Genomic DNA, 26,692 nt, shown 5'->3' on the forward strand with positions numbered 1-26,692 from the left:
TCCACCACGTCCGCCCGGGCGGGGCGCCAGGTGCCGGGCACGACCGGCAGGCCGACGACGTACAACTCGACGTAGGCGTCGGGGATCCGGTCGGCGAGGGCGCACGCCTCTGCTACGAAGAGGCGAGGACGTCGCGGCATCCGGTTCAACTCGCGACATCCGCTTCAAGGTGTCGCCGACTGGAAGGCGGGTGAGATCCCCCGTCATGGGTGCCGCAGTTGCCGGGCTAGGCTTTTCCTGCTCATGCCGAGGCCTGGTATGCGCTGAAGTCGTGACAGGTCGAGGCGAACGGGGTGCGCAGCCGGATGGGCGGAGGTGGGAAGCCGTCGACAGGGACGGCGGAACTCCGGGCGCAGATGGGCGCGTTCCTGCGCGGTGAAGGGGATGCGCGGGCCCTGGTCGAGGCCGTGCGGGGCGCGGAGCTTCTGCTTCCCCTGCTTGGTGAGGGTGCCGTGTGGACTGCGGATTCGGATGACATCCGCTGGCTGTTCGCGTTCACCGGCACCCGTGAGATGCACACCTTCCTGCAGCAGAAGTGGGAGGCCGCCGAGCCCGGCGAGCTGCCCGCCGAACTGGCCCGGTACGCACGCTACGTCGCCGTGAACGGTGAGGAGCTGCTGCACGAGCTGCTTCCCGCCTGGGTCGGGCGGGACCGGGTCCCGATGGGGGTCGTGGTGGATGTGTCCTCCGCATCGCGCGCCTTCCTGCCACCGGTGTCCGGGATCGTGCCGGACGGGATCGCGCTCGACAAGCAGTCCGTCACCGATGGAGAGGTTGTCGCGTGGTGAGCGGTGGTGGTTACGGGGTCGACCCGCAGATCCTGAAGCAGGTGTCCAAAGGCATCAACGATGCGCTGGACGAGCTGAAGAAGATCACGGACGCGACCGGGGCGACCACGGGCCAGGGCTTCTCCGATCTGTCCGTGTCCCCGAACGCGATGGGCCACTCCGCCGCCTCCCAGAGGTTGGACGACTTCGCCGAGCGCTGGGGCTGGGAGGTCCAGGCGCTCCTGGACGAGGGCAACGAGGTGGCCGGGACGCTGGATCTGAACGCCGGCTACTACCACGAGGCGGAGGAGTACGGCATGGGCGTCCTCAAGGACGTTGCGCTGTCCGCGACCTCCGACCCGACGCTGACCTCGCAGGACGCGGAGAAGATGTCCTGGAGCCAGGTGGGGGACAAGGCCGGGGACACCTACCGCCCCGACTACTCCATGGCCAGTTACGAGAACGCTTCCGAGGAGAGCCGGAAGAACCTCTCCGCCACCTGGACCGACGTCACCGAGACCGGCACGGTCGGCACCGAGATCGGTGTGATGAGGGCAGCCTCTTCCCCGGCCTTCGGCGGTGACGACGACGGGCAGGACTCCGGCGTCGCGGCGAACGGGAAGTGATGGGCTTCCTCGACGATCTGGACGGCGCCACGCAGGGCCTGCGCGACACCTTCGCCGACGGGGTGCAGACCGTCACCCACGGCACGTCGGAGTTGCTCGACGCGGCCGGTGCACACGGCTGGGCGGACAAGGCCGACGGAGCCGGCTCCTGGGTGGCCGACCGACTGGGTGCCCGCACCCGCGAGCTGGAGCTGGACGAGACCGACGACCCGGCCCTGCTGGTGCACGGGGACGCGAGCGCGATCCGTCAGTCGGCGGCGCAGTTGAGAAAGCTGGGCGCGGCCTTCGAACGGACCGGCCTGGCGCTGCGGAAGATGGACCCCGCGGACTGGCACGGACAGGCCGCCGACCGCTTTCGCGAGAAGGTGCAGACCCATCCCAGGCGCTGGCTGAAGGCCGCCGACTCGTTCGAGGACGCGGCCGCCGCGATGGACCAGTACGCCCACGCCGTCGAGTGGGCGCGCAAGCAGGCCCGCGAGGCGGTCGAGCAGTGGAAGCAGGCCCGGCAGCGGACCGAGGCCGCCTCGGAGCGGTACCGGCGCGAGGTCGACGACTACACCCAGCGGGCCCTCGCTTTCCAGGTGGCGGGCCTGTCCGGCACCGAGGACGGGCAGCGGCCTCCGCAGGAGCCGGGCCCGTTCCACGACCCCGGGGCCGAGGGACGCAAGTCGGCGGAGCACCTGCTCAGGACGGCCCGCGGCGAGCGCGACAGTTCGGGCGCCCAGCTGGCCGAGAAGCTCGCCCGCGGCACCGACCAGGCCCCCGCCGAGCCTGAGGGCCTGGACCGCCTCAAGCGCGAACTCGGCAACACGCTGAAGAACCAGTTGGTCGGGGCCGAGCACAAGCTGGGCGGCGTCCTCAAGACCGGCACCTCGATGCTGCGCCTGGCCCGCACCGTCAACCCCCTGGACCCCTACAACCTGACCCACCCGGCCGACTACACCACCAACCTCACCGGCGTCGCCCGCGGCCTGGTGCACACCGCCAACCACCCCACCGAACTGGTCAAGGGCCTTGTCGGCGAGGGCTGGAGCACCGACCGTAACCAGGCCATGGGCGCCTTCGCGACCAACTTCATCGGCGGCGGGGGCGCCGCGGGCAAGATCGGCGCCCACAGCGTGGAGGGCGCGGTCGCCAAGGACACCGCAAAGACCGTCGGCCAGAGCCTCACCGACGACGCCGCCGGAGCCGTCAAGCATGTCGACGACGCCTCCGAGGCGGTCGGGAAGCTGGACCCGGACGATCCGCGCAGCCTTCCCGCGGCCGTCGACAAGAACATCGACATCGACGGCATGCGGCACCAGCCGGTGTGGCGCGAGAGCCACGAACCGCTGTACCGCAACGACAACCGTCATCCCGCGGAGATCTTCGAGCAGGGCTTCCACCCATGGGACTCGTCCAACAACGACCTGTTCGGCTACGTCGAAGGCAACCACAAGTCGGCCTTCGTGGGCACCACCAGGGATGCGGACGCGAACTGGGTGAAGGACTACCGGTACGAAATCGACGCCCCCGGCGGGATCGACGTCAACCAGACCCTGCCGAACAACAAGTACGCCGAAACCGACGAGGAGATCGCCTTCGCCGGCGGCATCGACCGCAAGCACATCAAGGGAGCCTGGGAGATCTCTCGTGACGGGGTCAAGGGAGAATGGATACCGAACCCCCACTACGAGCCGCACGTCCCCCGAACTCCCGCCGCTCCCACCCCTGAATCACCGCCCGCCAGCCGACTCCCCCAAGGATGGACCCGATGAGTCGTCACATTCCTGACCGCTTCGAGGTCCTCGCCTTCAACGGTGACCGGCAAGCCGACGCCGTCCTGCGCTGGGAGGGCGACGACCGCGACCACGACTACACCGTGACCGCCGAGGGCCCTTGGGGGCAGGTCTCCGGCAGAGCGGGTGACTGCTTCGAGGCGCTCATGCGTGTCCGCGAGCAGCTCGAACCCCAGGGATGGCTCCTGGGCGTCAACGGCTCCCGACGCAACACCTGGGCTTCCGGGATGTGCCGTGGCATGGGCGGTTTCCAGGTGTACCGCCTCACCCCCTTCACGCGACTCACCAACGCCGATCGCATCCTGACCTTCGATCCCGCCCCCCGCGAGACGCTGGCCACCATCGCCGAGCAGGTCGCCTTCGAGAAGGAGTGGAGCCCGTACCCGTGACCGCTTCGACCGGCTCCGCGCCCGCCGTCCCTCCGGTCACCCCGGCCCTGCGCGCCCAGGCCGCCCGGCAGCGCGGCGGCTACGTGTACGCGATCGACCCGTACTTCGACCCCGCCGGCGCGGTTCCCCCGTACGGCATCGTCGGCGGCTGGTCCGTCGACCACTTGGGGCAGCTCGTCTCCTTCACGCACAACCCGAAGTACCGCCCGTCGCCGGTCGCGCTGGAGTTCCCCGCTCCGCTCACCGCCCTGGACGCCGCCGTGCAGCGAGCGGTCACCGGTTACGGCAGCGAGGCGGAACTGCTCGCGGCCTTCCGCGACGCCACGCTCATCCTGTTCGCCCAGGAGGGGCAGGACGGGCTCTACACGGTGGCCGACGACGACGGCAGCCGCTACATCCCGGCCTTCACCCACCCCGACCACACCCCCGAGGCCTGGCAGCAGTGGCGGCAGGCCACCGGCCACTTCGTCGCGGCCGCCGGCCTCCCGGTCAAACTCAACCCCGGACACCGCATCAGCCTGACCATCCCGGCCGAGGCCGGGAACGGAGCCGGTGCGCAGAAAGCAGGCCCCAGCACGTCGTCTCCCGCACCGTCGTCTCCCACACCGTCGTCTCCCGCACCGTCGGCCTCCACCTCGTCCCCCGACCTCCCCCAGGCTCCCGTGGGTGCGCCGCTGCTCGCCGCCGGCCTGCTCGCGGCGCTCGGCCGCCGACGCCGTACGGCCCTGTGGGAGTCCGCGATGAGCGCCGAGGGCCACCGCACCCCGGAGCCTCCCCGGCCGACGGGTGCCGCCGCCGATACCCAGGACGCGCTGCTCGTCGACGCCGACCCGCAGGCCGTACGCGATCTCGACCGTGCCCTGCGGGGACTGGCGACCGCTCTGACCGCGGAATCCCGCAGCCTGCCGACGGTCCACGCCGCCTGGCTCACCGACAGCGAGCTCACCCTCCAGCTCGCCCAGCCGGCGCAGCAGCCCCCGGCGCCGTGGCAGCCCGGCCGGAACGACACGTTCTGGCGAATCCACCTGGCCGACGTCCCTGCGTACGAAACGGACACCGGCGCCGCCGCCCCCTACCCCGGCCTGGTCAGCCTCGGCACCCGCGGCCGCGCGCGGCTGCTGCTGAACCTCGAAGCCCTGCCCGGACTCGTCTCGCTGACCGGCGCTCAGCCGGACCGGACGGCAGTCCTCGCATCAGTCGCCGCGGAACTCGCCACCAGCAGCTGGGCGGACCGGATGACCCTCACCCTCGTGGGCCACGGCGCGGAACTCGCCGAGCTGGCCCCCACCCGGGTGCGCCAGGTCAACGACATCGACGAACTGCTGGAAGACATGGCGGCCGAGACCGGCCGGCGACGCGATGCCCTCGCCATGGCCGGTCACGACTCGGTGCTCACCGGGCGCACCGGCCTGTCCCGGGACACCTCATGGGCACCCCACCTGGTTCTGCTCACCGCCCGGCCGAGCAAGGACCAGGCAGCGAAACTCGCCGAACTCGCCGCGGACTCCGGCCGACTGGGCATCGGATACCTGGCCGCCACCGGGGACAAGGGCCTGCCGGGCACCTCCTGGGAACTCGAAGCCACCACCGACGGACGCCTCCTCGCCCCACCGCTCGGTCTGGACCTCCAGGCGCAGCTCCTGCCGCAGGACCAGTACCAGGCCGTGGTCCGGCTCTTCGCCGACGCCGTGTCCGACGCCGACCGCGCTCCGGACCCCGGCCCCCCGCCGTTCCGGGTCGACCTCACCCCCAGCGGACAGCCCGCGGTGTACGCACGGCTGATCGGCACCTACGAGATCATCGGCCTCGACACACCCGACGCCGAGCACGGCCCGCTGCTCCACGAGGCCCTGGCCATGCTCCTGCTCCACCGCGAGGGAGTGCACCCGCGGGTCCTGGCCTCCGGCCTGTGGCCCCATGGCGTGACCGATGACGTCCGGGACGCCTTCATCGCACGCCTGCGAACATGGCTGGGAACCGATCCCGACGGAAGCCCGCGGCTCGGCATCGGCACCACCGGCCGGCTGACCCTCGCGCCCTCCGTCGTCTGCGACCTGGACGTCCTGCGCACGCTCCACCACGAGGCCACCGCGGGCAGCGGATCGGGCAACGCCCGGATACGGGAGCGCCTGCTCGACGACGCCCTGGCACTGGCCCGCGGCCCCCTGCTGGCCGACCGTCCGAAGGGCCGCTACACCTGGCTCTCCCACGAGGTCGTGGAGACTGAGCTGCTCCTGCTGGTGGCCGACGTGGCACTGGCCCTGTCCGGCCACCACCTGGAGGCCGGCAACCCGGCACCGGCGCTCGACGCCCTCGGCACGGCATTGACCAACGCACCGGCGGACGAGCGACTCTGGAACGAACTCCTACGCGCCGCGCACGCCACGGGCGACACGGCCCGGCTCGAATCGACGGCAGCAGCGCTCGTCGCCCGCCATCACGAGCTCAATGGCGGCGCCCGCGGCCTCCCTCCCCGCACCGAGGCGCTCCTCGACAAGCTCCTGCCGGCCTGGCGTGAGGCCCGAAGCGCTGCCGGCTGACTCCCCCGTGCAATCAGCCGCAGGTCCGACTCCTCACGTCTCCGTGCGGTACATCAGGTCGGTCTCGTACGTCGTGAAACCGAGGCGTTCGTAGACCGACACCGCCGCCTTGTTGTCGGCGTCGACGTACAGCATCGCCGTCGGCAGGCCCTGGGCGGCGAGGTGGCGCAGGCCGATCGTGGTGAGGGCCTTGCCGAGGCCGCCGCCCTGGGTGCCGGGGCGGACGCCGAGGACGTAGACCTCGCCGAGCTGTTCGGCCGCGTGCACCTTGGTCCAGTGGAAGCCGACCAGTTCGCCGTCGCGGAAGGCCAGGAAGAAGCCCTCCGGGTCGAACCAGGACTGGGCCTTGCGGTCGTCCAGGTCGCGCTGGGTCAGGGAGCCCTGTTCGGGGTGGTGGGCGAAAGCGGCCGCGTTCACCGCGAGCCAGGCGGCGTCGTCCTCGCCGGGGACGAAGGAACGGACCGTCACGTCCGCCGGGAGCACCGGGTCGGGCAGCTCCAGGCCGGTCAGGGGGCGCCGCATCTGCCGTAGCTCACGGAAGAGGGTGAGGCCGAGGACCTGGGCGAGATGGCGGGCGGCGCTGTGGCCGCCGTGCGCCCACACCCGCAGCCGCTTGCCGGAGGCGGCGAGCAGGGCCGAGCCCAGGGCACGGCCGTGGCCGTGGCCGCGGTGGGCCGGGTGGACGACCAGCTCCGCGGCCGGGGCCTCCACCGGGTCGGTGTCCTCCAACTGGGCGTAGCCGACCAGTTCGTCACCGACACGCAGCAGCAGATGGGACACGCCCTCGCGGGCACCGCCCCGCAGCTGCAACCTGCCCTGTTCGGACACCGCTTGCCGGCCGTCGTCGTGCGCGGCCTCGGCGAGGAGCCCGAGGACCGCCTCGGTCTGTTCCGGCGAGAGCGCCGAAAAGGTCTCGATGGAACGGGAGATGCCGGGGCGTGCGATGTCGTCGCTGGTCATGGCTACGAGGGTAAGGGCAGGTCCGGGCAAAGCGGCGGCAAAGAAGCAACCGGGATGTAACCACGAAACCCCTGTCGCGCTACGCGCGTTGACCCTAGGCTGCGCCGGGACGGGGGCACTTCCTCATCCGGATCCACCGGAACCACCGGATTCAGCAGAAGCTCAGGGGGGCGTATGCCAGCCATATCCCAGTCGGACCAGCAGCAACGGCCGCACCAGTCGGACGCCGGTCGTCGCAGACGTCGTACGTACCGTCTGGTCGCCGCAGCCGCCGGTCTCGCCACCGTCGGCGCGCTCGCCGCCGCGCTGCCCGCCGGCGCGCACGACAACCAGCACGGCAAGCCGCTGCCGAGCCGCTACCAGGACGTTCAGCTGCTGTCCTTCAACGACCTGCACGGCAACCTGGAGCCGCCGTCCGGCTCCTCCGGCCGGGTCACCGAGCTCCAGGCGGACGGCACCACCAAGACGATCGACGCCGGTGGTGTCGAGTACCTCGCCACCCATCTGCGCGAGGCGCGCAAGGCGAACGGGTACTCCATCACCGCCGCCGGTGGTGACATGGTCGGCGCGTCTCCGCTGATCTCGGGTCTCTTCCACGACGAGCCCACCATCGAGGCGCTGAACAAGCTCGACCTGGACGTCACGTCCGTCGGCAACCACGAGTTCGACGAGGGCGCCAGGGAACTGGCCCGTCTGCAGAACGGCGGCTGTCACCCCACCGCCGGCTGCTACAACAACGAGGAGTTCGAAGGCGCCGACTTCCCCTACCTCGCGGCGAACGTCCTGGACGAGAAGACCGGCAGGCCGATCCTCAAGCCGTACTGGGTGTGGAAGAAGAAGGACGTCAAGGTCGGCTTCATCGGCGTCACCCTGGAGGACACGCCGGGTGTCGTCTCCGCCGAGGGCGTCAAGGGCCTGAAGTTCAAGGACGAGGTCGAGACGATCAACAAGTACGCCAAGGTGCTGCAGAAGCAGGGCGTCAAGTCGATCGTGGCCCTCATCCACGAGGGCGGGCTGCCGGCCTCGGGCTCGTACAACTACAACTGTGACTCCCCGGGCGCAGGCGACGGCATCTCCGGCCCGATCGTCGACATCGCCAAGAACATCTCACCCTCGGTGGACGCCCTGGTCACCGGCCACACGCACGCCGCGTACGTGTGTACGATCCCCGACCCGTCGGGCAAGCCCCGCATGGTCACCTCGGCCGCCTCCTTCGGCCGGCTCTACACGGACACGACGCTGACGTACGACCGGTTCACCGGCGACATCGCCCGTACGGCCGTGAAGTCGGCGAACCACGTGGTCACCCGGACCGTCGCCAAGGCGCCCGACATGACCCAGCTGATCAGCAAGTGGAACACCCTCGCGGCGCCCATCGGCAACCGCGCGGTCGGCTACATCTCCGCCGACGTCCCGAGCACCGGCACCGAGTCGCCGATGGGTGACCTGATCGCCGACGCGCAACTCGCGTACGGCAAGGAGCTCGACCCCGAAACCGACCTCGCGCTGATGAACCCGGGCGGTGTCCGGGCGGGCCTGACCTACGCGGCCAAGGGGACCGAGGGCGACGGAGTGGTCACGTACGCCGAGGGCTTCACCGTGCAGCCCTTCTCCAACACCGTGAATCTCCAGGACTTCACCGGGGCCCAGCTGATCAAGGTGCTCCAGGAGCAGGTGAGCGGGACGAACGCGGCCTCGCCGAAGATCCTGCAGCCGTCGGCGAACCTCACCTACACGCTCGACCTCACGAAGACCGGCGCGGACCGGATCGTCGTCGACTCCGTGAAGCTGAACGGCACGGCCGTCGACCCGGCGGCCACCTACCGCGTCGCGACCAACAGTTTCCTCGCGGGCGGTGGCGACGGCTTCACCACGCTGGGCCAGGGCACCAACGACCTCGTCGGCGGCGACGACCTCGCCGCTCTCGTGGAGTACCTGACGGCCAACTCGTCGGCGACCAGCCCGATCGCGCCGCCGGTCGCGAACCGGATCTCGGTCGTTCAGTAGATCGTGAGCCGGGTCGCACAGACCCGGAGAGAGAAAGAACCCCGGCCCCGCCGACCACCCTGGACGGCGTCCCGCTCACCCACATGGGCCTGGAGTTCCTGCGGGAGCAGGTCGCCCTGCTCCCGCAGGAGACCCTGATCCTCAACGGGACGATCCGCGAGAACATCGGGACGGGCCGGCCGGGCGCGAGTGACGAGGAGATCGAGCAGGCGGCCCGGTCGGCGGCGGCCCACGACTTCATCTCCTCGCTCCCCGAGGACTACGACACCGGGATCGCCCCCGGCACGGCGGCGCTGTCCGGCGGCCGGCTCAAGCGGATCACCATCGCCCGCGCGATCCTCCGGGTCGCGCCCGTCCTGGTCCTCGACGAGCCCACCGCCGGCCTCGACTCGGTTGCCGCGCGCCAGATCGTGCAGCCCCTGCGCCGGCTGATGTCCGGCCGTACGACCATCATGATCACCCGCGATCTGAGCCTGGCCCCCGACGCGGACCGGATCCTGGTGGTGGACGGCGGACGCCTGGTGGAGACGGGCGCCCACACCGAACTGGTGGCCCGCCGCGGCTCCTACGCCCGCCTGCTGGGCCCGCTCCCGGAGGACATGATGATCCTCAGAGAGCCGCCGATCGAGATGACGGCCCCGCGCGGCTGAGAGCGCCTCGCCTCCGTCAGTCCCGCTTCGGGCCCGTGATCGCCTCACCGATCACGAAGCCCTTGGCGGGGCCTTCGGCGATCGTGACGTCGGTGCCGTAGGGGACACGGTGGATGTCCTCCCAGTCGGCCTTTTCGGGGCGGGGGCCGGTGAAGAGGGTGACGGCACCCTGACCGTCGTAGTCGTCGATGAGGACGTACACGGGGATGCCGGCGCGGGCGTACTCGCGGCGCTTCTTGAGGCGGTCGCGGTCCTGGTTGCGCCATCCGGGGGAGGCGACTTGGATGACGAGGCGCACGGAGTCCGCCTTGACCCCCATGTCATCCTCATCGCCGCACGGTTCCGTGTCCTCCGGGGCCACAAAAGCGTCCGGGATCCATGCCTTGCGTTTGTAGATCACGTTGACGTCCTGATGGCAGGCGTATTCGCTGCCGTCCAGGAACTTGTCCAGGGCCCTTCGTACACGATTGGTGATCTGGCCGTGTGAACGGCGGGCGGTCGGCGACACCTCGATGGCTCCCTCGATGATCTCAGCGCGGTAGCCCTCGGGGAGTTCCATGGCCTTCCATGCCTGCCACAGGACCTCGTCCAGGTCGGGTCCGTTCAGGGATTCGGGCTGAGCCTCGGACATGGTCTTAGGCCTCTCATGCGCGAGAGCGGTCAAGGGGGCACCTCCTCATCAAGTGTGGGCTGGGTGTGCGCGGGGCACAAGCAACGCGATCACCGTAGGCAGGGCTGTATGGCTGACCTGCGGCAACAACCCCGGTTCACCCGTTCGAGGGAGACTCACCCGGCACGTCCTCAGAACGGCTCCGCCGCCCCCACGATCCGGGCCGGCAGATACGGCGACCGCACTCTGATCTCCCAGCCCCGCCGCCGGGCGTGGCAGACGAGGGCCAGGATCTCGAGGCTCAGCGCGGCGTCGGGGTCGGTGGGGCGGTCGGCGACGGCGTAGTGGTCGCGGTGGGCCGTGAGGGCGTCCAGGAGGGCCAGGTTGAAGCTCTCCTCGTCGCCCTCGACGAGCTGGGAGAAGAGCACCGCGGGCGGCGGCAGGACACCCTGGTCGCGGGCCTTCCCGGCGTCCCGCAGCGCCAGGTCCGTGGCGGGACCGGGGTCCTCGCCGCGCAGGTAGGCGTGCAGGGCCCGCCGGTAGGAGGCCGACACGGAACGGTCCGGGCCGACGCGCTCAGGCCCCGCCAGGACCAGCGGCGCCAGATGCTCCCGCCGGCCCGTGACCAGCGCGAGGTGCACCGCCCGGTGCCAGGCCCCCGGCCCGGCGTCCTCGTCCCGGCAGGCGGGGTAGGTCACGGTCCTGCCGTCGATCGTCACCGGCACGTCGGTGCCGGGCTCCGCCAGCGTCGTACGGAACAGCGCGGCCCCCAGCTCCGCGGCCAGCCGCAGGTTCTCCAGCTGGGCGTCGCTCGCGTCGGGCGTGTGCGCGGCACGGGTGCGGAAGAGGAGCTCCTGGTAGGTGACGGCGTAGGCCAGCTCGAAGGTGGTGAGCGACTTGCCGGGCATCGGCGTGATGGCGTCCCGGGTGTACCGCTCGAACTGCTCCTCACTGTCCGGATCCAGCGGACGCGGCTCCAGAAGGCGCTCGAACTCCACCACCCCCGCGGCGAGTTCGGCCACCGCGTCCGGGCGGCGGTCCTGGCCGTAGGGCCCCACCCGCGGCGGTGTGGCCTTGAAACCGGTGACCAGCGCGTCCGGCAGATAGTCGCTGTCGACGGCCGGCGGCCAGCCCTCCTCGCGGTACGCCAGTGCCGTCAGGGCGATCGGGAGAAGGGGCAGGAGACTGCCCGGACGCGCTCCGGGCCCGGGAGTGCCGGTCAGGGGCTTCAGCAGTCGTACGACCGCCTCGTCGAAGCCCTCCCGGTCACCCGCGGTCAGCGCGCGCAGCGCCCGCAGCCCGATGCCGTACGGCTGGTCGGCGAGGTGCTCGCCGGTCTCCGTCTCCCGTGCCCGGACCCGGTCGAGCGCCGCGTCGAGCGCGGTGAGCTTCTCCTTGCGGGAGGGCGGGTAGGTGACGTCGTCGTCGCCGGTGTCGCCGATGACGCAGGCCATGAAGCCGTTGATCAGTTCGGCGTCGGGGTGGCCGGAGCGGCCCCGCTGGGGGGCCTCGCGCGCGAACTGGAAGGCCTCGCCGTGCCATTGGGTCTTCCCGGCGAGGATCGCCAGGCAGAAGGCGTCCAGCCACTTGGCGGCCGTGACCGGCTCCGGGGTGCCGCCGGGCTCACGGTCGTAGACCAGGCCCCAGTTCGGGTAGGTGAGGAAGACCTCGAAGTGGTCGCGGGGGAAGTACGCCGCGTACGCCACCGCGCCGGCGGCCGCCTCGGCGGCGTCCTCCAGGACCGCCTTCGCCTCCGGGGAATGCAGATCGGGCGTCTCCACCGAGAGCGCGCCGAGATACTCGACGAACTCCTGGGCGATCAGCCACCACTCCCACGCCGTCACCGGGCCGGCCTTGGCCATGGAGTGGACCTGCGAACCGATCCTGTTCGCGAAGTCCTTCCGCACCGCCGAAACGGCCGCCTCGCCGACCCGATGCCTTTCGATACGTACCACTTTCCGCTCCCCCGTCCGACACCTTGATCTACGGAAACCAGCCTAGATCGAGGGTCTGACACTGGACCGGAGAGCCGGTGAATCAGCAGGTCAGGAGGTACTCGGCGTCCAGTCGCCCAGCCAGTCCGCGACCTCCTGGCCGGCGGCCTGAGCGTCGGTCAGCTGCGGCCGGTTGCTGCTCGCCGCACCCGAGCCCGCGCCGGTGTTCTTGTACTCCGCGAACCGGTCGTCCTTCCAGGAGAAGCCGCTCATGTCGGTCCACGGCGTGGACTTGACCGCGGCGCTCAACGACGTGTTGCGGACCGTGGTCTGCGGGTCGAGGCTCGCGTCACCGCCGGCGTGCCAGGGGCGGCCCAGGTAGAAGCTCGCGGAGGAGACGTCCCCGTTCACGGTCGAGTTGGCGATGAGGATGCCCTTGCGGCCCGCGGCGGTGCTGGGCGCCGTGACGTAACCCGCCGAGGTGCCGTTCCAGCGCTTCTTCAGCGTGATGACGGACTTGTCGATCACCGCGGTGGCCCGCCCGAAGATGAAGTCGACGTTGCCGACGACGTAGGAGTTGGTCATGTAGACCCGGCCCAGCTTCTCCTTGGCCGCGGTGTCCACGAGGAGCGTGTCCTGGTCGCCGCTGACGATGACCCCGTCGAGGAACACCTTGTCGGCGGCGGTGCGCAGGGCGACCGCCTGATTGGCGATGTCCTGGTGACTGGCCTCGTCGAAGTCGTTGGAGATGGTCAGGTTGCGGGCCTGGAAGTCGTCGGCCTCGACGGCGACGGTGGCGCTGCCGCCGGTGCCGTAGGTGCCCGAGCCGTCGGGCTTGGGGGTGCCGGACGCGTTGTTGTAGACGATCACCGTGTCGTTACGGCTGCCGCCCGACCCCTGGATGGTGACGTGCGGTTTGTTGGACGGCACCTTGACCAGCTCGCGGTAGGTCCCCGGCTTCACCGAGATCACCACGCGGGAAGGGTTGTTGGCGGGTACGGCGTTCACCGCGGCCTGCACGGTCGAGTACTGCCCGCTGCCGTCCTTGGCGACGGTGAGGGTCGTGGCCGCCGCCTTGGTGGTGGCCGTCGTACCGATGGAACCGCGCGGCCCCACCCCGGACTTGAGGAGCGCGGGCACGTCGGCCGTCTTGTCGAGCGTGTACGCGTAGTACGTCTTCGGGTCGAAGGCGGTGCCCCCGCTCTCGTTCCTGCCGCTCGTCCCCACGAAGGTGTTGCCCTTCTGGACGATGCTCGCGGTGGCGTCCTTGATGACGGGGTTCTTGAAGCCCTGGAAGTAGGAGTTCTCCAGGACCATCCTGGTCGCGCCGCGCGAGTAGTTGCCATAGGAGGAATTGATGTCCGTCCCGGCCACGTCCTCCAGGAAGTTGTTGTAGAGGTGCGCGTGGGCCGCGTTGTCCGTGGACGGGTTCCGCTGCTCGGTCTCGCGGATCCAGTTGTGGTGGATGGTGATGTCGGTGACGACGTTCTCCGTCCAGCCGATGCCGAACGCCTTGTTGTCCTGGCTGAGTTTGTTCCAGGAGACCGTCACATAGGTGCTGTCCTTGCGGACGTCGATGAGGCCGTCGGCCATGTGCCGCAGGTCGTTGTGGTCGATCCACACGTGGTGGGCGCCGTCCATCTGGATGGCGTCGAAGTCGTGTTCCTTGTCGTTCCACACGCCCTGGTAGGCGTCCCGGATCGTGAGGTTGCGGATGATCACGTTGTGCACACCGGAGCCGAGGAAGAAGCCGCCGCCGACGATCTGCCCGGAGGTCCCGGACCCGACGATGGTCTTGTTGCTCTGGACCTTGATCTCTTTTCCGACCGGGTCCATGGTGATGGTCGCGGCGACGACGATGACGTACGGCTCGCTCGCCGTCGCGTACTTCTCCAGGTCGGCGAGCGTCTTCACGGTGACGATCTGACCGTCCCGGCCGCCGTACGTCCCGTTCTGGCCGAGCGCGTTGACGGAGGCGAAGCCGTCCGCGGTGGCGGTGGCCCAGGCGGGGGCGGCGGTGGTGGCGGCGGAGGCCCGGGGCTGGGCGCCCGGGAGCACACCGTAGGCCAGCCCTCCGGCGGCCGTCAGGACGAGCGGAACACCGAGGGCGACGGCGGTTGTCCGGCGTCGGCGATGCAGGGCCATGGGGGGCATCCATTCCGTGCGGGGGCAGGGACCGCAGAGCAGTCGCCGCCCCCCGCACGGAAGGTTGCCGCCTGAACGCGCCTACTTCGCGCAGGACTTCGGGTCGAGGTTCTCCTGCCACTTGTCCTCACGGCCGTCGGGCTGGCCGTTGGGCAGGAGCTTGTCGGAGATGCCGTCGATGTAGTAGCCGTACGAGTAGATCGTCTTCCAGTTCGCGTCCCGGCCACGCCAGGTGTGCGTGGTGACCTCGCCGTCGCCCTTGTTCCACTGGTAGTCCTCGACGTAGAACACCGGGTTCACGCGGACCACCCGCTGGTACGGCGTCCAGGTGGTCGCCACCTGGGTGCACGGCGGTATGGACTTCTCGCTGCGCCGCTCGAAGGACGAGGTCTTCTCCCAGCCCCACTCGTAGCCGGCGCTGCCGCCCACGGTGCCGGAGAAGATGCTCTTGGCCAGGGACAGGCTGATGCTGGCGCCGACGCTCTTCTTGGCGAAGGTCTTGGTGCTGTACCCGCTGACGAAGGTCACCTTGTCCTCGGTCGTGCCGTGGTTGCCGGTCCACTCGGAGGTGCGGACGGGCTCGCCCTTCACGGACCAGGTCGAGGACTGCGCGTACCCGCACCAGCCGCGGAACAGCTCCCACGGCCCGGCGGGCACCCACAGCCCGACCACGTCCCGCAGGTACTCGTCCTGCGTCTTGAACTCACCGGTGTCGACGTTGAGCGCGCCGTAGACGCCGGTCAGGCTGGTCTCCTGGCTGCACAGCCGGTCCAGCATGACGTCGGTGTTCCCGGGGTCCACGCCCCGGACGTTCTGGGCCCCGCCGGGACCGGCCGCCTGAGCGGTCCCCGATCCGGCCAGCAGCGCGGTGACGGCGAGGGCCGCGGACGCGGCGGCGAGGGCGCTCTTCTTCAGAGTCGATGTACGAAACAGACGCATGGGGGGTTCTTCACTCCTGAGTGCTGAGGACAGATGCGTGGGGCACCTGTGCGACACCTCAGGAAGCTGGCAGAGAACCCGTGAGTAGGGTCGAGAACGCGTGAGGGTTGACAGGACATCGACAGCTTGGCGTTCACTGCAAGGCGGCGGGAGCCTCCGGTGGCGGAGTCGGCGCCCCCGGCAGTCGTACGGTCGCGATGGTGCCGCCGCCCTCGGCGTGGCCGAGGGTGACCTCGCCGCCGGCCTGCTGGACCGTGCGGGCCACGATGGAGAGGCCGAGACCGGAGCCGGGCAGGGCGCGGGCGCTGGGGGAGCGCCAGAAGCGGTCGAAGACGTAGGGGAGTTCCTCGGCGGGGATGCCGGGGCCGTGGTCGCGGACGGTGAGGACGCCCTCGTTCAGCCGGACCTCGACCGTGCCGCCCTCGGGGCTGAACTTCACGGCGTTGTCGAGGATGTTGACCACGGCGCGTTCCAGCGCGGCGGGCTCGGCCCGGGTGTACCAGGGCTCCAGCGAGGCGTCGATGGTCAGCTCCGGGCCCCGCAGCCGTGCCCTGCGCAGGGCCGACTCGACGGTGTCCTCCAGCGAGACGACCTGGACCCGCTCACCGCGCTGGCCCTCCGAGCGGGACAGCTCCTGCAAGTCACCGATCAGCGAGGCCAGTTCGGTCATCTGCGCCTTCACGGACGCGAGCAGCGCCTTGCGGTCGGCCTCGGGGAGGGGGCGGCCGGTCTCCTCACTGCGGGTGAGGAGCTCGATGTTGGTGCGCAGGGAGGTGAGGGGGGTGCGCAGTTCGTGCCCCGCGTCGGCGATGAGCTGCTGCTGGAGCTCACGGGAGCTGGCGAGGGAGCTCGTCATCGAGTTGAAGGAGCGGGACAGACGGGCGACCTCGTCCTCGGCGTCCTCCTCGACGGGGATGCGGATGTTCAGGTCTTCGGTGCGGGCCACCTGTTCGACGGCCTCGGTGAGCTTGTCGACGGGGCGGAGACCGGCGCGGGCGACGGCGAGGCCGGCGATTCCGGCGCCGACCACCCCCACACCGGAGACGAGGAGGAGGATGAGGGCGAGTTCGTTGAGGGTGGACTGGGTGCCCTTGAGCGAGGTCGCGACCATGAGGGCGGCCGGCTGCGAGGTGACCTGGTCGATGCCCTTGTAGACGGTCAGTACGCGGACCGCGTCGCCATCCGCGTCGGTGCCGTTGCGATAGGTGCCCTTCCTGGGGTCGGCCTCCTTGATCACGTTCTTGTCGGAGCCGGTGACCTTGACCGTGCCTTCGGAGTACCGGGGGACGCAGGTGGTGCCGTCCTGCCTGACCAGCTGCACATAGCCGTTCCGGGGCTGGAACTCGTCGTTGCCGGTGTTGTTGCCCTGCGAGGAGTCGGCGCACACGATCACCCCGTCCGGGCCCACGCCCCGTCCGAGCATCTTCTCGAGATCGTTGTTCACCTGCTCGTACAGTTTCCCCTGCACGATGAACCAGCAGGTCACCGACACCGCCGCCACCGCGAACGCCACCGCCGCCGCCACCAGCAGGGCCAGCCGGGACCGGATCGGAAGGGCCCGGTAGCGCCGTACGACCCTCTTCACTCCGCGCCACCCTGCCGCAGCACATATCCCACGCCACGAACCGTGTGCACGAGCCGCGGCTCACCGCCCGCCTCCGTCTTGCGGCGCAGGTACATCACGTACACGTCCAGCGAGTTGGACGACGGCTCGAAGTCGAAGCCCCACACCGCCTTAAGGATCTGTTCCCTGGTCAGCACCTGGCGCGGGTGCGCCATGAACATCTCGAGCAGGGTGAACTCGGTACGGGTCAGCTCCACGGGCCGCCCCGCACGCGTGACCTCACGGGTCGCGAGATCCATCCGCAGGTCGGCGAAGGTGAGCGCCTCGTCGTCGACGGACCCCGCACCGGCCGCCGCGGCGTACGAACTGCGGCGCAGCAGGGCACGGACCCGGGCGAACAGCTCGTCGAGCTCGAACGGCTTGACCAGGTAGTCGTCGGCGCCCGCGTCGAGCCCGGTGACCCGGTCACCGACCGTGTCGCGGGCCGTCAGCATCAGGATGGGGGTCGTGTCGCCCGCGCCGCGGATGCGCCGGGCGGCGGTGAGTCCGTCCATGCGGGGCATCTGGATGTCGAGGACGACCAGGTCGGGCCGGTACGCGGTCGCCTTGTCGAGCGCGTCGGCGCCGTCCACGGCGACCTCGGTGTCGTAGCCCTCGAAGGCGAGGCTGCGCTGGAGTGCTTCGCGCACCGCCGGCTCGTCGTCGACGATCAGGATGCGCTGGGGGTCACGGTCGCCTTCGGCGGGGCTCATGGGCTTGGGATTCCTCGGGTGCGGTGGAGACAGGGGGCCGGCTCTGCTCGATGGCATCACCCTCGCATGTTTCCCGGCGGGCGCGTCAGGAGGGGAGCGGCGGGGTTCAGCCGCGCATCGCCGTGAGCCGGTGCAGCTGTACCTTGCGGCGGTGCGGGCGGGCCGCGGTGGTGCGCAGGCCCATCAGCTCGGGGGCCACCGCCACGGACGCCACCTCGGGCGCCCGCGTCACCGGCGGGTGCAGCGCGTACGCCACCTCAAGAGCGAGGGCGAACCCGGCCGCGTCGGTACCGGCCACCGTGTGCGAAACCTGCTTGATCATGACGTGCTCCCTGTTGGTCAGAGGAACTAGCTGTCCGCGCCGCCGGCCCGCAGCGTGGCCAGGTCGGACTTGACGGTGTTGATCGGGATGGAGAAGCCGAGGCCCGCGCTGCCGGCCGTCGAGGAGTCCGAACTGGCGGAGTACATCGCGGAGTTGATGCCGATGATGTTGCCGTTCATGTCGATGAGCGCGCCGCCGGAGTTGCCCGGGTTCAAGGACGCGTCCGTCTGGATGGCCTTGTACGTCGTCGTGGAGGAACCGGTGTCGCCGTTGAACTGCTGGCCGCCGAACTCGAACGGCCACTGACCGCTGCCGCCGCCCTGGCCCTGCCCCTGGCTCTGGCCCTCGTCCGTCGAGACGGTGACGTCCCGGTTGAGGGCGGAGACGATGCCGCTGGTGACGGTGCCGGTGAGGCCCTCGGGGGAGCCGATCGCCACGACCTCGTCGCCGACCTGGACGCCGTCGGAGTTGCCGAGGGTGGCCACGGTCAGGCCGGAGGCGTTCTCCAGCTTGATGAGGGCGAGATCCTTCTTGCTGTCGGTGCCGACGACCTTCGCGGTGTAGGTCTTGCCGTCGCTGGTGCTCACCTTGATGGAGGTGGCGCCGGAGATGACGTGGTTGTTGGTGATGATCTCGCCGTCGCCGGTGATGATCACGCCGGAGCCGGTGGACTCGCCGGCGTTCGAGGTGGCGTTGATCTCGACGATGCTCGGGCTGACCGCCTTGGCGACCCCGGAGACCGTGCCCTTGGCGGAGGACGGCACCACGCTGGTGCTGGTGCTGGTGCTGCTGCTGGAGGCGACCGTGTCGTTGCCGGTCAGCTCCTGGATGCCGTAGGCGGTGCCGCCTCCTATCGCCGCGGCGACGATCGCGACGGCGGCGAGGAGGGCGAGGGGGCCGCGGGTGCGCTTCTTCGGGGCGGGGGCCGCGGGCTCGGCCGGGGGCGCGGTGAGGAGAGCGGTTCCGCCGCCGTTGCCGTCACCGCCGTACGGACCGGCGCCCTCGGAGGCGAAGGCGGCGGGCTGGGCGTAGGCGGCGGGCTGAGCCTGCTGCCCGCCCGGCCACACGGTCGTCGGCTCGACGACCGGCTGCTGGACCGGCTGCTGGACCGGCGCCGCGGGCTGCGCGGGCTGTGCCGCCTGCGCGGGCGGCTGGGCCGGCGGGGGCGGCCACTCGGGGTTCACGGGCGAGGAAGCGTGCTGCTGCTGGGCGCCCTGGTAGGGGGTCTCGTACTGCTCGTACTCGCCGTCGCGGCGGAAGCTCTCGGTCATGACAGAAAGCTTGTCGCCCCACCATGAGAGCTCCCTGAGTGCTTGCTGAGAAGCCCGGCAGAACCTCGTATGCCCGATATAAGGCCGCCGCTGGCCTCCTGCGCCGCGTTCTCAGGCGCCTTTAAGGGAACTCACTCGCACCCGCAGGACCGCCGCACGACCAGCTTCGACGGGAACACCTTCAGCCGCTCCCGGCGGGACCCCGCGACCCGGAGTCCGTCGTCGAGCACCAGGTCCACCGCGGCCCTGGCCATCGCCGACCGGTCCGACGCGATGGTCGTCATCGGCGGATCCGCGAGCGCGGCTTCCTTGATGTCGTCGAACCCGATGACCCCCAGCTCGCCCGGCACGTCGATGCGCAGCTCGCGCGCGGCCCGCAGCAGGCCGATCGCCTGGTCGTCGGTGGAGCAGAAGATCGCCGGGGGGCGATCGGGCCCGGCGAGCACGCCGAGCGCCACCTGATAGGCGTCGTAGCGGTTGTACGGCGCCTCGAAGAGCCGTCCCTCGGTGGGAAGCCCGGCCTCGTCCATGGCCTGCCGCCAGCCCTCGACGTGATCGGAGACCGGGTCGCCCACGGCGGGGGTGTCGGCGGTACCGCCCATACAGGCGACGTAGGGGTATCCGTGCCCCAGCAGGTGCTCGACGGCGGTCTTCGCGCCGGAGAGGTCGTCGAGGACGACGGCGACGTCGTCGATCGCCTCCGGCCGCTCGTGCAGCAGCACGACCCGGGCGTCCCACGCGTCGATCTCGGCGGCGGCGTTGTCGTTCAGCGCGTGCGAGACCAGGATCAGCCCGGACACCCGCATCCCGAGGAACGCCCGCAGGTAGTGGACCTCGCGCTCGCCGATGTAGTCGGAATTCCCGACGAGCACCATCTTCCCGCGCTCGGACGCGGCCTGTTCGACCGCGTGCGCCATCTCCGCGAAGAACGGCTGGCGCGCGTCCGGCACGATCAGGCCTATGAGATCCGTACGCCGGGACGCCATCGCCTGGGCGACGCGGTCGGGCCGGTAGCCCAGCTCCTTGATCGCGGCGAGGACACGCTCGCGCGTGGCCGGGGCGACCGGCCGGGGTCCGTTGTTGATGACATAACTGACTACGGCGGTGGACGTTCCCGCCAGTCGCGCCACATCATCCCTGGTTACCTTGGCCACGCGCGGAGTCTACGCGGATGGACCCGCTCTGGGCAGGGCGTGAAGGAGGCACTGTGCCCCCGCGACGGCCTACCGGGAGGTAGCCGGTGCGGGAGCCATGCCCGGGCGGAGAACCCGCTATGCCTCGGCCGGTACCTCGGAGGCGTCCAGGGCGGCGCTCTCGTCCGCATCCTCCGTGTTTGCCTGGCCGGAAGCGCCGGTCGCGGCGCCCTTGGCCTTGGCGTCGTCGCTCGCGCCGACGCTGCCCTTCTCCGGCGTAACGAATCGATAACCGACGTTCCGGACGGTCCCGATCAGCGACTCGTGCTCGGGTCCGAGCTTCGCGCGCAGTCGTCGTACGTGGACGTCGACCGTCCGGGTGCCGCCGAAGTAGTCGTAGCCCCAGACCTCCTGCAGCAGCTGCGCGCGCGTGAAGACGCGGCCGGGGTGCTGGGCGAGGTACTTGAGGAGCTCGAACTCCTTGAAGGTGAGGTCGAGGACCCGGCCCTTGAGCTTCGCGGAGTAGGTCGCCTCGTCGACCGAGAGGTCGCCGTTGCGGATCTCCATGGGGGAGTCGTCGTTGACGATCTGCTGGCGGCCCATGGCCAGCCGCAGGCGCGCCTCGACCTCGGCCGGTCCGGCGGTGTCGAGCAGGACGTCGTCGATGCCCCAGTCGGCGGTGACGGCGGCGAGGCCGCCCTCGGTCACGACGAGGATGAGCGGACAGCCGGGCCCGGTGGAGCGCAGCAGCTGGCACAGGCTGCGGACCTGCGGCAGATCACGGCGCCCGTCGATGAGGATGACGTCGGCACCCGGGGTGTCGACGAGGGCGGGGCCTTCCGCCGGAGCCACACGCACGTTGTGCAGGAGCAGGCCGAGGGCGGGCAGCACCTCCGTCGATGGCTGGAGGGCATTGGTCAGGAGCAGCAGAGAACTCATATGTCTGGTTCCTCCTCGGTCCCGCGAGGTCACGGCTTTCGTATACAGGGGTATCCGAAAGCACAAAAGGACCCGGGGGCTGCGTTGCCCGAGTCCTCTTCCGACGAGAATAGCCCACATGAGCATGGAGTCGGCAGGTCGTGTGGCGCGTTCCACGGGGAGTCCGCACTCTGAGACGCGCAGACATGTACCTATACGGACGTTTCTGCACACCGACGACGGTGTGACGATCGATTCCGTATACGATCCGCCCTCCTTCGTATACGACGCCTCCCGGCCACCCGCGCGTGACCTGGTGTTCGTGATCGCGCACGGTTTCACCGGCGATGTGGATCGTCCTCATGTTCGCCGGGTGGTGAACGTGTTCACGCGGTACGGCGCCGTGGTCACCTTCTCCTTCCGCGGCCACGGAGCCTCCGGCGGGCGCTCGACGGTCGGCGACCGCGAGGTGCTGGATCTGGCCGCCGCGGTGGCGTGGGCCCGCGGGCTCGGCCACGCGCGCGTGGTGACCGTCGGCTTCTCGATGGGCGGGTCGGTGGCGCTGCGGCACGCGGCGCTGTACCGGCCCGACGGCGGCTGTCTTCCCGACAAGGGGCGCACGGACGCGTACCCGGACGCGGTGGTCTCGGTGAGCGCGCCGGCCCGCTGGTACTACCGCGGCACGGCCCCCATGCGAAGACTCCACTGGCTGGTGACCCGCCCCGAGGGCCGCCTGGTCAGCCGCTACGGATTCCGTACGAGGATCCATCACCGCGACTGGGACCCCGTTCCGCTGTCCCCGGTCGAGGCGGTCCCGGAGATCGCCCCCACCCCTCTCCTGATCGTCCACGGCGACCGCGACGGCTACTTCCCCCTCGACCACCCGCGGATGCTCGCGGAGGCCGCCGGCGACCACGGCGAGCTGTGGATCGAGCCCATGGGCCACGCCGAGCACGCGGCCGGCGACGAGCTGCTGGGCCGTATCGGGGACTGGGCTGTCACAGCGGGCGGATAGCCTGGCCCCGTACACCATCGATCGATTGAGGAAGCGGATGCCAAAGGTCACGGTGCGCTACTGGGCCGCCGCGAAGGCCGCGGCCGGGATCGCCGAGGAGCCCTTCGACGCGGCCACGCTCGCCGAGGCGCTGGACGCGGCACGCGAGCGACACCCCGGTGAACTGGTGCGCGTCCTGCGGCGATGCTCGTTCCTCGTCGACGGTGACCCCGTGGGCACCCGCGGACATGAGACGGTACGGCTGGCCGACGGCGGCACGGTCGAGGTGCTCCCGCCGTTCGCAGGAGGGTGACGATGACGAACCAGCCGTACGAGGACCACGAGCAGTATCCGCAGCAGGGCTGGCCGGCCCAGCAGGCGTACGACGACGCTCAGGCAGCCCAGCAGCACACCCAGCAGTGGCAGGGCCAGACCTGGGACACCCAGATGCACCGACCGGTCCAGGCCGCGCCGGAGACGGCGTACCTGCCGCAGCAGGCCTACGAGGGCGAGCCCCAGGGGTACGGCCCCGGCTACGGGTCCCCGCAGGGGACTCCGGGGGCCGGCGCGTACGGCGCCGCAGCGGCTCCCGACCCGGCCTACGGCTCCGCATCGGCTTCCGACCCGGGGTACGGCCCCGCACAGGCTCCCGGCCCCACGGCGTACGGCTCCGCGCCGACGTCCTCCGACCGTGCGGGGCATGGTCACGCGTCGGCGGCCTCCGGTTCTGCCGGGTATGGCTCCGCGCCGACGTCTTCTGAGGATCGTGCGGGTCATGGTCACGCGTTGGCGGCTCCCGGCCCCACGGCGTACGGCCCCGCGCCGACGCCCTCCGACCGCGCGGGCCATGGTCATGCCTCGGCGGCTCCCGGTTCCGCCGGTCACGGGTCAAGCCCGACGGCTCCCGGTCCCGCCGGTCACGGGTCAAGCCCGACGGCTCCCGGTCCCGCCGGTCACGGGTCAAGCCCGACGGCCGCCGGCCCCGCCGGTCACGGACCTGCGCCGATGACTCCCGGCCACGCCGGGCACGCTCACGCCCCGGCGAGTGGGGGCCCCGTCCAGGGGTCCGCCCAGGCACACCCCGGCGCCGCCGCGCACGGGTCCGCGTCCGAGCCGTCCGGCTACGGCCCCGCCACCCTCGCCGGCAACCCCCGCGTCACCGACGCCCAGCGGGCCCGTCTCGAGGGCCGCTCCCCGATCATCGAGCCCGGCATCCAGCCCGCCGCCCTCACCGCGCTGCTCGGCCTGCTGCTCTCCGGAACGGCGGCGGTCGGGTCGTACGCCCTCCTCGTGCCCCTCGTCGTCCTCCAGGCCGTCTCCGCGGCCGGCTGGTTCCGGCTGAACGGCATGTGGCCCGCCCGGCAGGGCATCGCGCTGGCGTTCCTCGGGGCGCTGGTGGCGGACGCGGCCCTGCTGACGGCCGGCCGGGAGAACGCGCCCGCCGCGATCCTCGGCACCCTCGGCGTCTGGGTCCTGCTCAGCCTGGTGATGCAGCTCCGCTCGCACGCCGACCCCGACGAGCGGATGTACGGCCTGATGGCGACCGTCGCCTCGGCGGCCCTGGCGATCGTGGCGACCGGCCACCTCGCGGCGGACCCGGACGCGGTGACGGTCGGCGCGGCCGCCGTGGCCGTCGCGGTCCTGGCCCGCGCGCTGCCCCTGCCGACCCCGGCCTCGGTGGTCGTCTCCCTGCTCGCCGCGGCGGGCGCGGGCATCGCGGTCGGCGGGATGACGGGGCTCGGCGCGAAGGGCGCGTTCCTCGGCGCGGGCGCCGCGGTGTGCGCCCTGATCGGCCACCGGGTCGCGAGCTACGACTACCCGTCGCGCTTCGTGCACTTCACGGCGGGCGTGGCCCTGCCGCTGGCCGCGGCGGCTCCGGCGGTGTACGTGCTGGGCCGGGCGATCGGCTAGGGCCTGTTGCGAGAGTGGCCTCGTCGCCCGGAGGGCGGCCGCGCGGCGTCCGGTGCGTGCTCTGGGGGTCCCCCCGGCCGAAGGTTTGGGGAGTGCCGCGCGGAAGCCCTCGTACGGGGCGTACTCGGGCTTGCGGGCGGTGCGGCGAGTGGGGGTACCTCCCACGCCTTGGGGCAGTGGGGGAGCGTGCCGGGCGTCGCGCGGCAGAGGCCACTTTCGCAACAGGCCCTAGGCCGGCCCAGGCGTCTCGGTCCACAGGCAGAAGGGGTGCCCGGACGGGTCGAACAGGACCCGGACGTCGTCCTGCGGCTGGTACTCGGCGAGCCGCGCCCCTTCCGCCACCGCTCGCGCGGTCTCGGCAGCCAGGGCGTCCGGGCCGCCGTCGACCTCGATGTCCAGGTGCAGCATCATCTGCTGGTCGCCGGGCTTGCGGGTCGGCCAGACGGGCGGGACGTACTCGGGCTCGGTCTGGAAGGCCAGGGACGTGCCCGCGATGCCGGGCGGCGGCCCGGTGAGGACCCAGTCCGGTTCCTCGGCGCGCACCACGTACCCGAGGAGGCGCTGGTAGAAGGCGGCGAGCTCGTGCGCGTCATGCGCGTCGAGGACGACGGTGGACAGCGACAGCCTCGCGGATGAAGACATGGGGGCCTTCTTACTGCCGCCGCTTCTTCCCGTCCAGCTCGTCCCACCACTCGTCGGACTTCGGGTCGCCGGAGGGGTCGTCCCACCAGCGGTCGTCGGGCCCGCGCCGGTTCGCGACGATCGCGGCGAGCGGCGGGATCACCATGGCGACCACACACATCCCCACGGCCACCGGTACCGACCAGAGCCGCACGACTCCCCAGGCCAGGACGAACAGCCCGATGCACGTGCCCATCATGGCGAAGTAGACATGCCGCCGTCGCGCCAACATACGGTCCAGCGTAATTCCGGAAAGGCCGGAGGGCCGTACCCCCAGGGGTACGGCCCTCCGGTGTCGGTCAGGTGCCTCAGACCGCGATCGCGACCTCGGCCAGGCCGCCCTGCTGGGCGACGACCGTGCGGTCGGCGGTGGCGCCGGGGACCAGGGCACGGACGGTCCAGGTGCCCTCGGCCGCGTAGAAGCGGAACTGGCCCGTCGCGGAGGTCGGGACCTCCGCCGTGAACTCGCCGGTCGAGTCCAGGAGGCGGACGTAACCCACCACAGGCTCGCCGTCACGCGTCACCTGACCCTGGATCGTGGTCTCACCGGGCTTGATCGTCGAGGCGTCCGGGCCGCCGGCCTTCGCTCCACACATGTCTTTCTCCAAAGAAGGGGTCTGACCGGAGGAAGGCCGGTCGGGATGATGCGGACTGGGTCTTACTTGTTGGCGCCGAGCTCGATCGGAACGCCGACCAGGGAGCCGTACTCGGTCCAGGAGCCGTCGTAGTTCTTGACGTTCTCGACGCCCAGCAGCTCGTGCAGCACGAACCAGGTCAGGGCCGAGCGCTCACCGATACGGCAGTACGCGATGGTGTCCTTGGCGAGGTCGACCTGCTCCTCGGCGTAGAGCTCCTTGAGCTCCTCGTCTGACTTGAAGGTGCCGTCGTCGTTGGCGTTCTTCGACCACGGGATGTTGCGCGCGGACGGGACGTGGCCCGGACGCTGCGACTGCTCCTGCGGCAGGTGGGCCGGGGCGAGGAGCTTGCCGGAGAACTCGTCGGGGGAACGGACGTCGACCAGGTTCTGCGAACCGATGGCCGCCACCACGTCGTCGCGGAAGGCGCGGATGGCCTTGTTCTGGGGCTTCGCCGTGTAGGTCGTCTCGGCCCGCTCCGGGACCTCCTCGACCAGCTCGCGGGCGTCCAGCTCCCACTTCTTGCGGCCGCCGTCGAGAAGCTTGACGTTCTCGTGGCCGTAGAGCTTGAAGTACCAGTAGGCGTAGGACGCGAACCAGTTGTTGTTGCCGCCGTAGAGGATCACCAGCGTGTCGTTGGCGATGCCCTTCGACGAGAGGAGCTTCTCGAAGCCCTCCTGGTCGATGAAGTCGCGGCGGACCGGGTCCTGCAGGTCCTTGGTCCAGTCGATGCGGATCGCGTTCTTGATGTGGTTCTTCTCGTAGGCGGACGTGTCCTCGTCCACCTCCACGATCGCGATGTTCGGGTTGTCGAGGTTGGCCTCGACCCAGTCGGCATCGACCAGGACGTCGCTGCGGCTCATGCTCTTTCTCCTCCGGGGCAGTTGCGGCGGGGCGTACGGAAGGGTGCGCGGGGCGCACGGATGCCTGAGAGTGCCAGGGCAGGGGGATGCGGAGGTCGATGCCGTCCGCTCAGAAGGGGCGACAGAGCATGGCGGCAACGCGGCACAGGTCTACTGCCCGCCGCTTCGTGAGATCCGCCTGTCGCTTCATGCTGTCGATCGTAGGGACGGACATACCGGCATGTCACCGGTGTGTCGCATGCTGAGATGCGATCGTCCGGGATGTGGGACAAGAAAGCCGCCCGGGCCGTGGTCCACGGTTCC

At 70.7% G+C, this 26,692-nt stretch carries 25 protein-coding genes and 1 pseudogene; 10 read left to right on the forward strand and 16 right to left on the reverse strand.

From position 1 onward, the window contains the following. Window positions 1–305: 305 nt before the first annotated feature. From ACIBJB_RS41460 to ACIBJB_RS41480, 5 genes are read left to right on the forward strand one after another with little or no spacing between them, the layout of a single operon-like run. Window positions 306–788, forward strand: a complete 483-nt coding sequence (locus tag ACIBJB_RS41460; protein ID WP_398939072.1) for a hypothetical protein — start codon at window positions 306–308, stop codon at window positions 786–788. Further along, window positions 782–1,393 (forward strand): hypothetical protein, encoded by a 612-nt coding sequence (locus ACIBJB_RS41465; protein WP_398939073.1) that lies wholly within the window; start codon window positions 782–784, stop codon window positions 1,391–1,393. Before ACIBJB_RS41460 ends, ACIBJB_RS41465 begins: the two co-directional genes overlap by 7 nt. Next, entirely contained in the window at window positions 1,393–3,150 is a 1,758-nt protein-coding gene (locus ACIBJB_RS41470; protein WP_398939074.1) for a putative T7SS-secreted protein, read from the forward strand. Before ACIBJB_RS41465 ends, ACIBJB_RS41470 begins: the two co-directional genes overlap by 1 nt. Beyond that, window positions 3,147–3,560, forward strand: coding sequence for a hypothetical protein (locus ACIBJB_RS41475; RefSeq protein WP_398939075.1), 414 nt, complete (start codon window positions 3,147–3,149; stop codon window positions 3,558–3,560). Before ACIBJB_RS41470 ends, ACIBJB_RS41475 begins: the two co-directional genes overlap by 4 nt. Then, a complete protein-coding gene (locus ACIBJB_RS41480) occupies window positions 3,557–6,100 on the forward strand; it encodes a type VII secretion system-associated protein (protein WP_398939076.1) in 2,544 nt (847 codons plus the stop codon). Before ACIBJB_RS41475 ends, ACIBJB_RS41480 begins: the two co-directional genes overlap by 4 nt. A gap of 33 nt (window positions 6,101–6,133) precedes the next feature. On the opposite strand, the gene mshD is transcribed toward ACIBJB_RS41480, so the two are convergent. Next, window positions 6,134–7,060, reverse strand: a complete 927-nt coding sequence (gene mshD / locus ACIBJB_RS41485; RefSeq protein WP_398939077.1) for a mycothiol synthase — start codon at window positions 7,058–7,060, stop codon at window positions 6,134–6,136. A 174-nt stretch (window positions 7,061–7,234) separates the two neighbouring features. Between mshD and ACIBJB_RS41490 the strand changes: the two genes are divergently transcribed. Together ACIBJB_RS41490 and ACIBJB_RS41495 are read left to right on the forward strand one after the other, a co-directional pair. Continuing rightward, window positions 7,235–9,067, forward strand: a complete 1,833-nt coding sequence (locus ACIBJB_RS41490; RefSeq protein WP_398939078.1) for a bifunctional metallophosphatase/5'-nucleotidase — start codon at window positions 7,235–7,237, stop codon at window positions 9,065–9,067. A 59-nt stretch (window positions 9,068–9,126) separates the two neighbouring features. Further along, window positions 9,127–9,717: pseudogene (locus ACIBJB_RS41495) on the forward strand (ATP-binding cassette domain-containing protein); the annotation flags it as partial. A 16-nt stretch (window positions 9,718–9,733) separates the two neighbouring features. Here the strand turns inward: ACIBJB_RS41495 and ACIBJB_RS41500 are convergent. The 10 genes from ACIBJB_RS41500 to ACIBJB_RS41545 form a co-directional block, all read right to left on the reverse strand. Beyond that, the gene (locus ACIBJB_RS41500) at window positions 9,734–10,348 is read right to left on the reverse strand and encodes a Uma2 family endonuclease (RefSeq protein WP_398939079.1); all 615 of its coding nucleotides are present in this window, start codon (window positions 10,346–10,348) and stop codon (window positions 9,734–9,736) included. A gap of 170 nt (window positions 10,349–10,518) precedes the next feature. Next, window positions 10,519–12,282 (reverse strand): immunity 49 family protein, encoded by a 1,764-nt coding sequence (locus ACIBJB_RS41505; protein ID WP_398939080.1) that lies wholly within the window; start codon window positions 12,280–12,282, stop codon window positions 10,519–10,521. Between the two features lie 90 nt (window positions 12,283–12,372). Continuing rightward, window positions 12,373–14,406, reverse strand: coding sequence for a pectinesterase family protein (locus ACIBJB_RS41510; RefSeq protein WP_398939081.1), 2,034 nt, complete (start codon window positions 14,404–14,406; stop codon window positions 12,373–12,375). Window positions 14,407–14,487: 81 nt separating this feature from the next. Beyond that, on the reverse strand, window positions 14,488–15,345 hold the full coding sequence (locus tag ACIBJB_RS41515; protein ID WP_398939082.1) for a hypothetical protein: 858 nt from the start codon (window positions 15,343–15,345) through the stop codon (window positions 14,488–14,490). Between the two features lie 133 nt (window positions 15,346–15,478). Next, complete coding sequence (locus ACIBJB_RS41520) at window positions 15,479–16,930, reverse strand: sensor histidine kinase (protein ID WP_398939083.1); 1,452 nt, start codon at window positions 16,928–16,930, stop codon at window positions 15,479–15,481. Further along, entirely contained in the window at window positions 16,927–17,661 is a 735-nt protein-coding gene (locus ACIBJB_RS41525; protein ID WP_398939084.1) for a response regulator transcription factor, read from the reverse strand. Before ACIBJB_RS41525 ends, ACIBJB_RS41520 begins: the two co-directional genes overlap by 4 nt. A 106-nt stretch (window positions 17,662–17,767) precedes the next feature. Beyond that, window positions 17,768–17,983 (reverse strand): hypothetical protein, encoded by a 216-nt coding sequence (locus tag ACIBJB_RS41530; RefSeq protein WP_398939085.1) that lies wholly within the window; start codon window positions 17,981–17,983, stop codon window positions 17,768–17,770. A gap of 26 nt (window positions 17,984–18,009) precedes the next feature. Further along, window positions 18,010–19,254, reverse strand: a complete 1,245-nt coding sequence (locus tag ACIBJB_RS41535) for a S1C family serine protease (protein ID WP_398939086.1) — start codon at window positions 19,252–19,254, stop codon at window positions 18,010–18,012. A 131-nt stretch (window positions 19,255–19,385) separates the two neighbouring features. After that, entirely contained in the window at window positions 19,386–20,408 is a 1,023-nt protein-coding gene (locus ACIBJB_RS41540; RefSeq protein ID WP_398939087.1) for a LacI family DNA-binding transcriptional regulator, read from the reverse strand. Window positions 20,409–20,525: 117 nt separating this feature from the next. Further along, the gene (locus ACIBJB_RS41545; protein WP_398939088.1) at window positions 20,526–21,326 is read right to left on the reverse strand and encodes a response regulator transcription factor; all 801 of its coding nucleotides are present in this window, start codon (window positions 21,324–21,326) and stop codon (window positions 20,526–20,528) included. A 118-nt stretch (window positions 21,327–21,444) separates the two neighbouring features. On the opposite strand from ACIBJB_RS41545, the gene ACIBJB_RS41550 reads away from it, so the two are divergent. From ACIBJB_RS41550 to ACIBJB_RS41560, 3 genes are read left to right on the forward strand one after another with little or no spacing between them, the layout of a single operon-like run. Further along, window positions 21,445–22,320, forward strand: a complete 876-nt coding sequence (locus tag ACIBJB_RS41550) for an alpha/beta hydrolase (RefSeq protein WP_398939089.1) — start codon at window positions 21,445–21,447, stop codon at window positions 22,318–22,320. 37 nt (window positions 22,321–22,357) lie between these two features. Next, entirely contained in the window at window positions 22,358–22,612 is a 255-nt protein-coding gene (locus ACIBJB_RS41555) for a MoaD/ThiS family protein (protein WP_007382997.1), read from the forward strand. A gap of 2 nt (window positions 22,613–22,614) precedes the next feature. Continuing rightward, window positions 22,615–24,210 (forward strand): hypothetical protein, encoded by a 1,596-nt coding sequence (locus tag ACIBJB_RS41560; protein ID WP_398939090.1) that lies wholly within the window; start codon window positions 22,615–22,617, stop codon window positions 24,208–24,210. A 228-nt stretch (window positions 24,211–24,438) separates the two neighbouring features. Here ACIBJB_RS41560 and ACIBJB_RS41565 read toward each other — a convergent pair whose 3' ends face one another. From ACIBJB_RS41565 to ACIBJB_RS41585, 5 genes are all read right to left on the reverse strand, one after another. Continuing rightward, window positions 24,439–24,852 carry a VOC family protein gene (locus ACIBJB_RS41565; RefSeq protein WP_398939091.1) on the reverse strand — a complete coding sequence of 138 codons (414 nt, stop codon included), beginning with the start codon at window positions 24,850–24,852 and terminating at the stop codon, window positions 24,439–24,441. A 10-nt stretch (window positions 24,853–24,862) separates the two neighbouring features. Then, window positions 24,863–25,123, reverse strand: a complete 261-nt coding sequence (locus tag ACIBJB_RS41570; RefSeq protein ID WP_398939092.1) for a DUF3099 domain-containing protein — start codon at window positions 25,121–25,123, stop codon at window positions 24,863–24,865. A 76-nt stretch (window positions 25,124–25,199) separates the two neighbouring features. Next, window positions 25,200–25,487: a DUF1416 domain-containing protein gene (locus tag ACIBJB_RS41575; RefSeq protein ID WP_020122955.1), complete on the reverse strand. Its 288-nt coding sequence runs from the start codon at window positions 25,485–25,487 to the stop codon at window positions 25,200–25,202. A 62-nt stretch (window positions 25,488–25,549) separates the two neighbouring features. Beyond that, window positions 25,550–26,389 (reverse strand): sulfurtransferase, encoded by an 840-nt coding sequence (locus ACIBJB_RS41580; protein ID WP_398939093.1) that lies wholly within the window; start codon window positions 26,387–26,389, stop codon window positions 25,550–25,552. Between the two features lie 109 nt (window positions 26,390–26,498). Beyond that, window positions 26,499–26,603 carry an Ms5788A family Cys-rich leader peptide gene (locus ACIBJB_RS41585; protein WP_365121950.1) on the reverse strand — a complete coding sequence of 35 codons (105 nt, stop codon included), beginning with the start codon at window positions 26,601–26,603 and terminating at the stop codon, window positions 26,499–26,501. Window positions 26,604–26,692 lie beyond the last annotated feature (89 nt).

Source organism: Streptomyces sp. NPDC050759 (assembly GCF_044456945.1).
GTDB lineage: Bacteria > Actinomycetota > Actinomycetes > Streptomycetales > Streptomycetaceae > Streptomyces.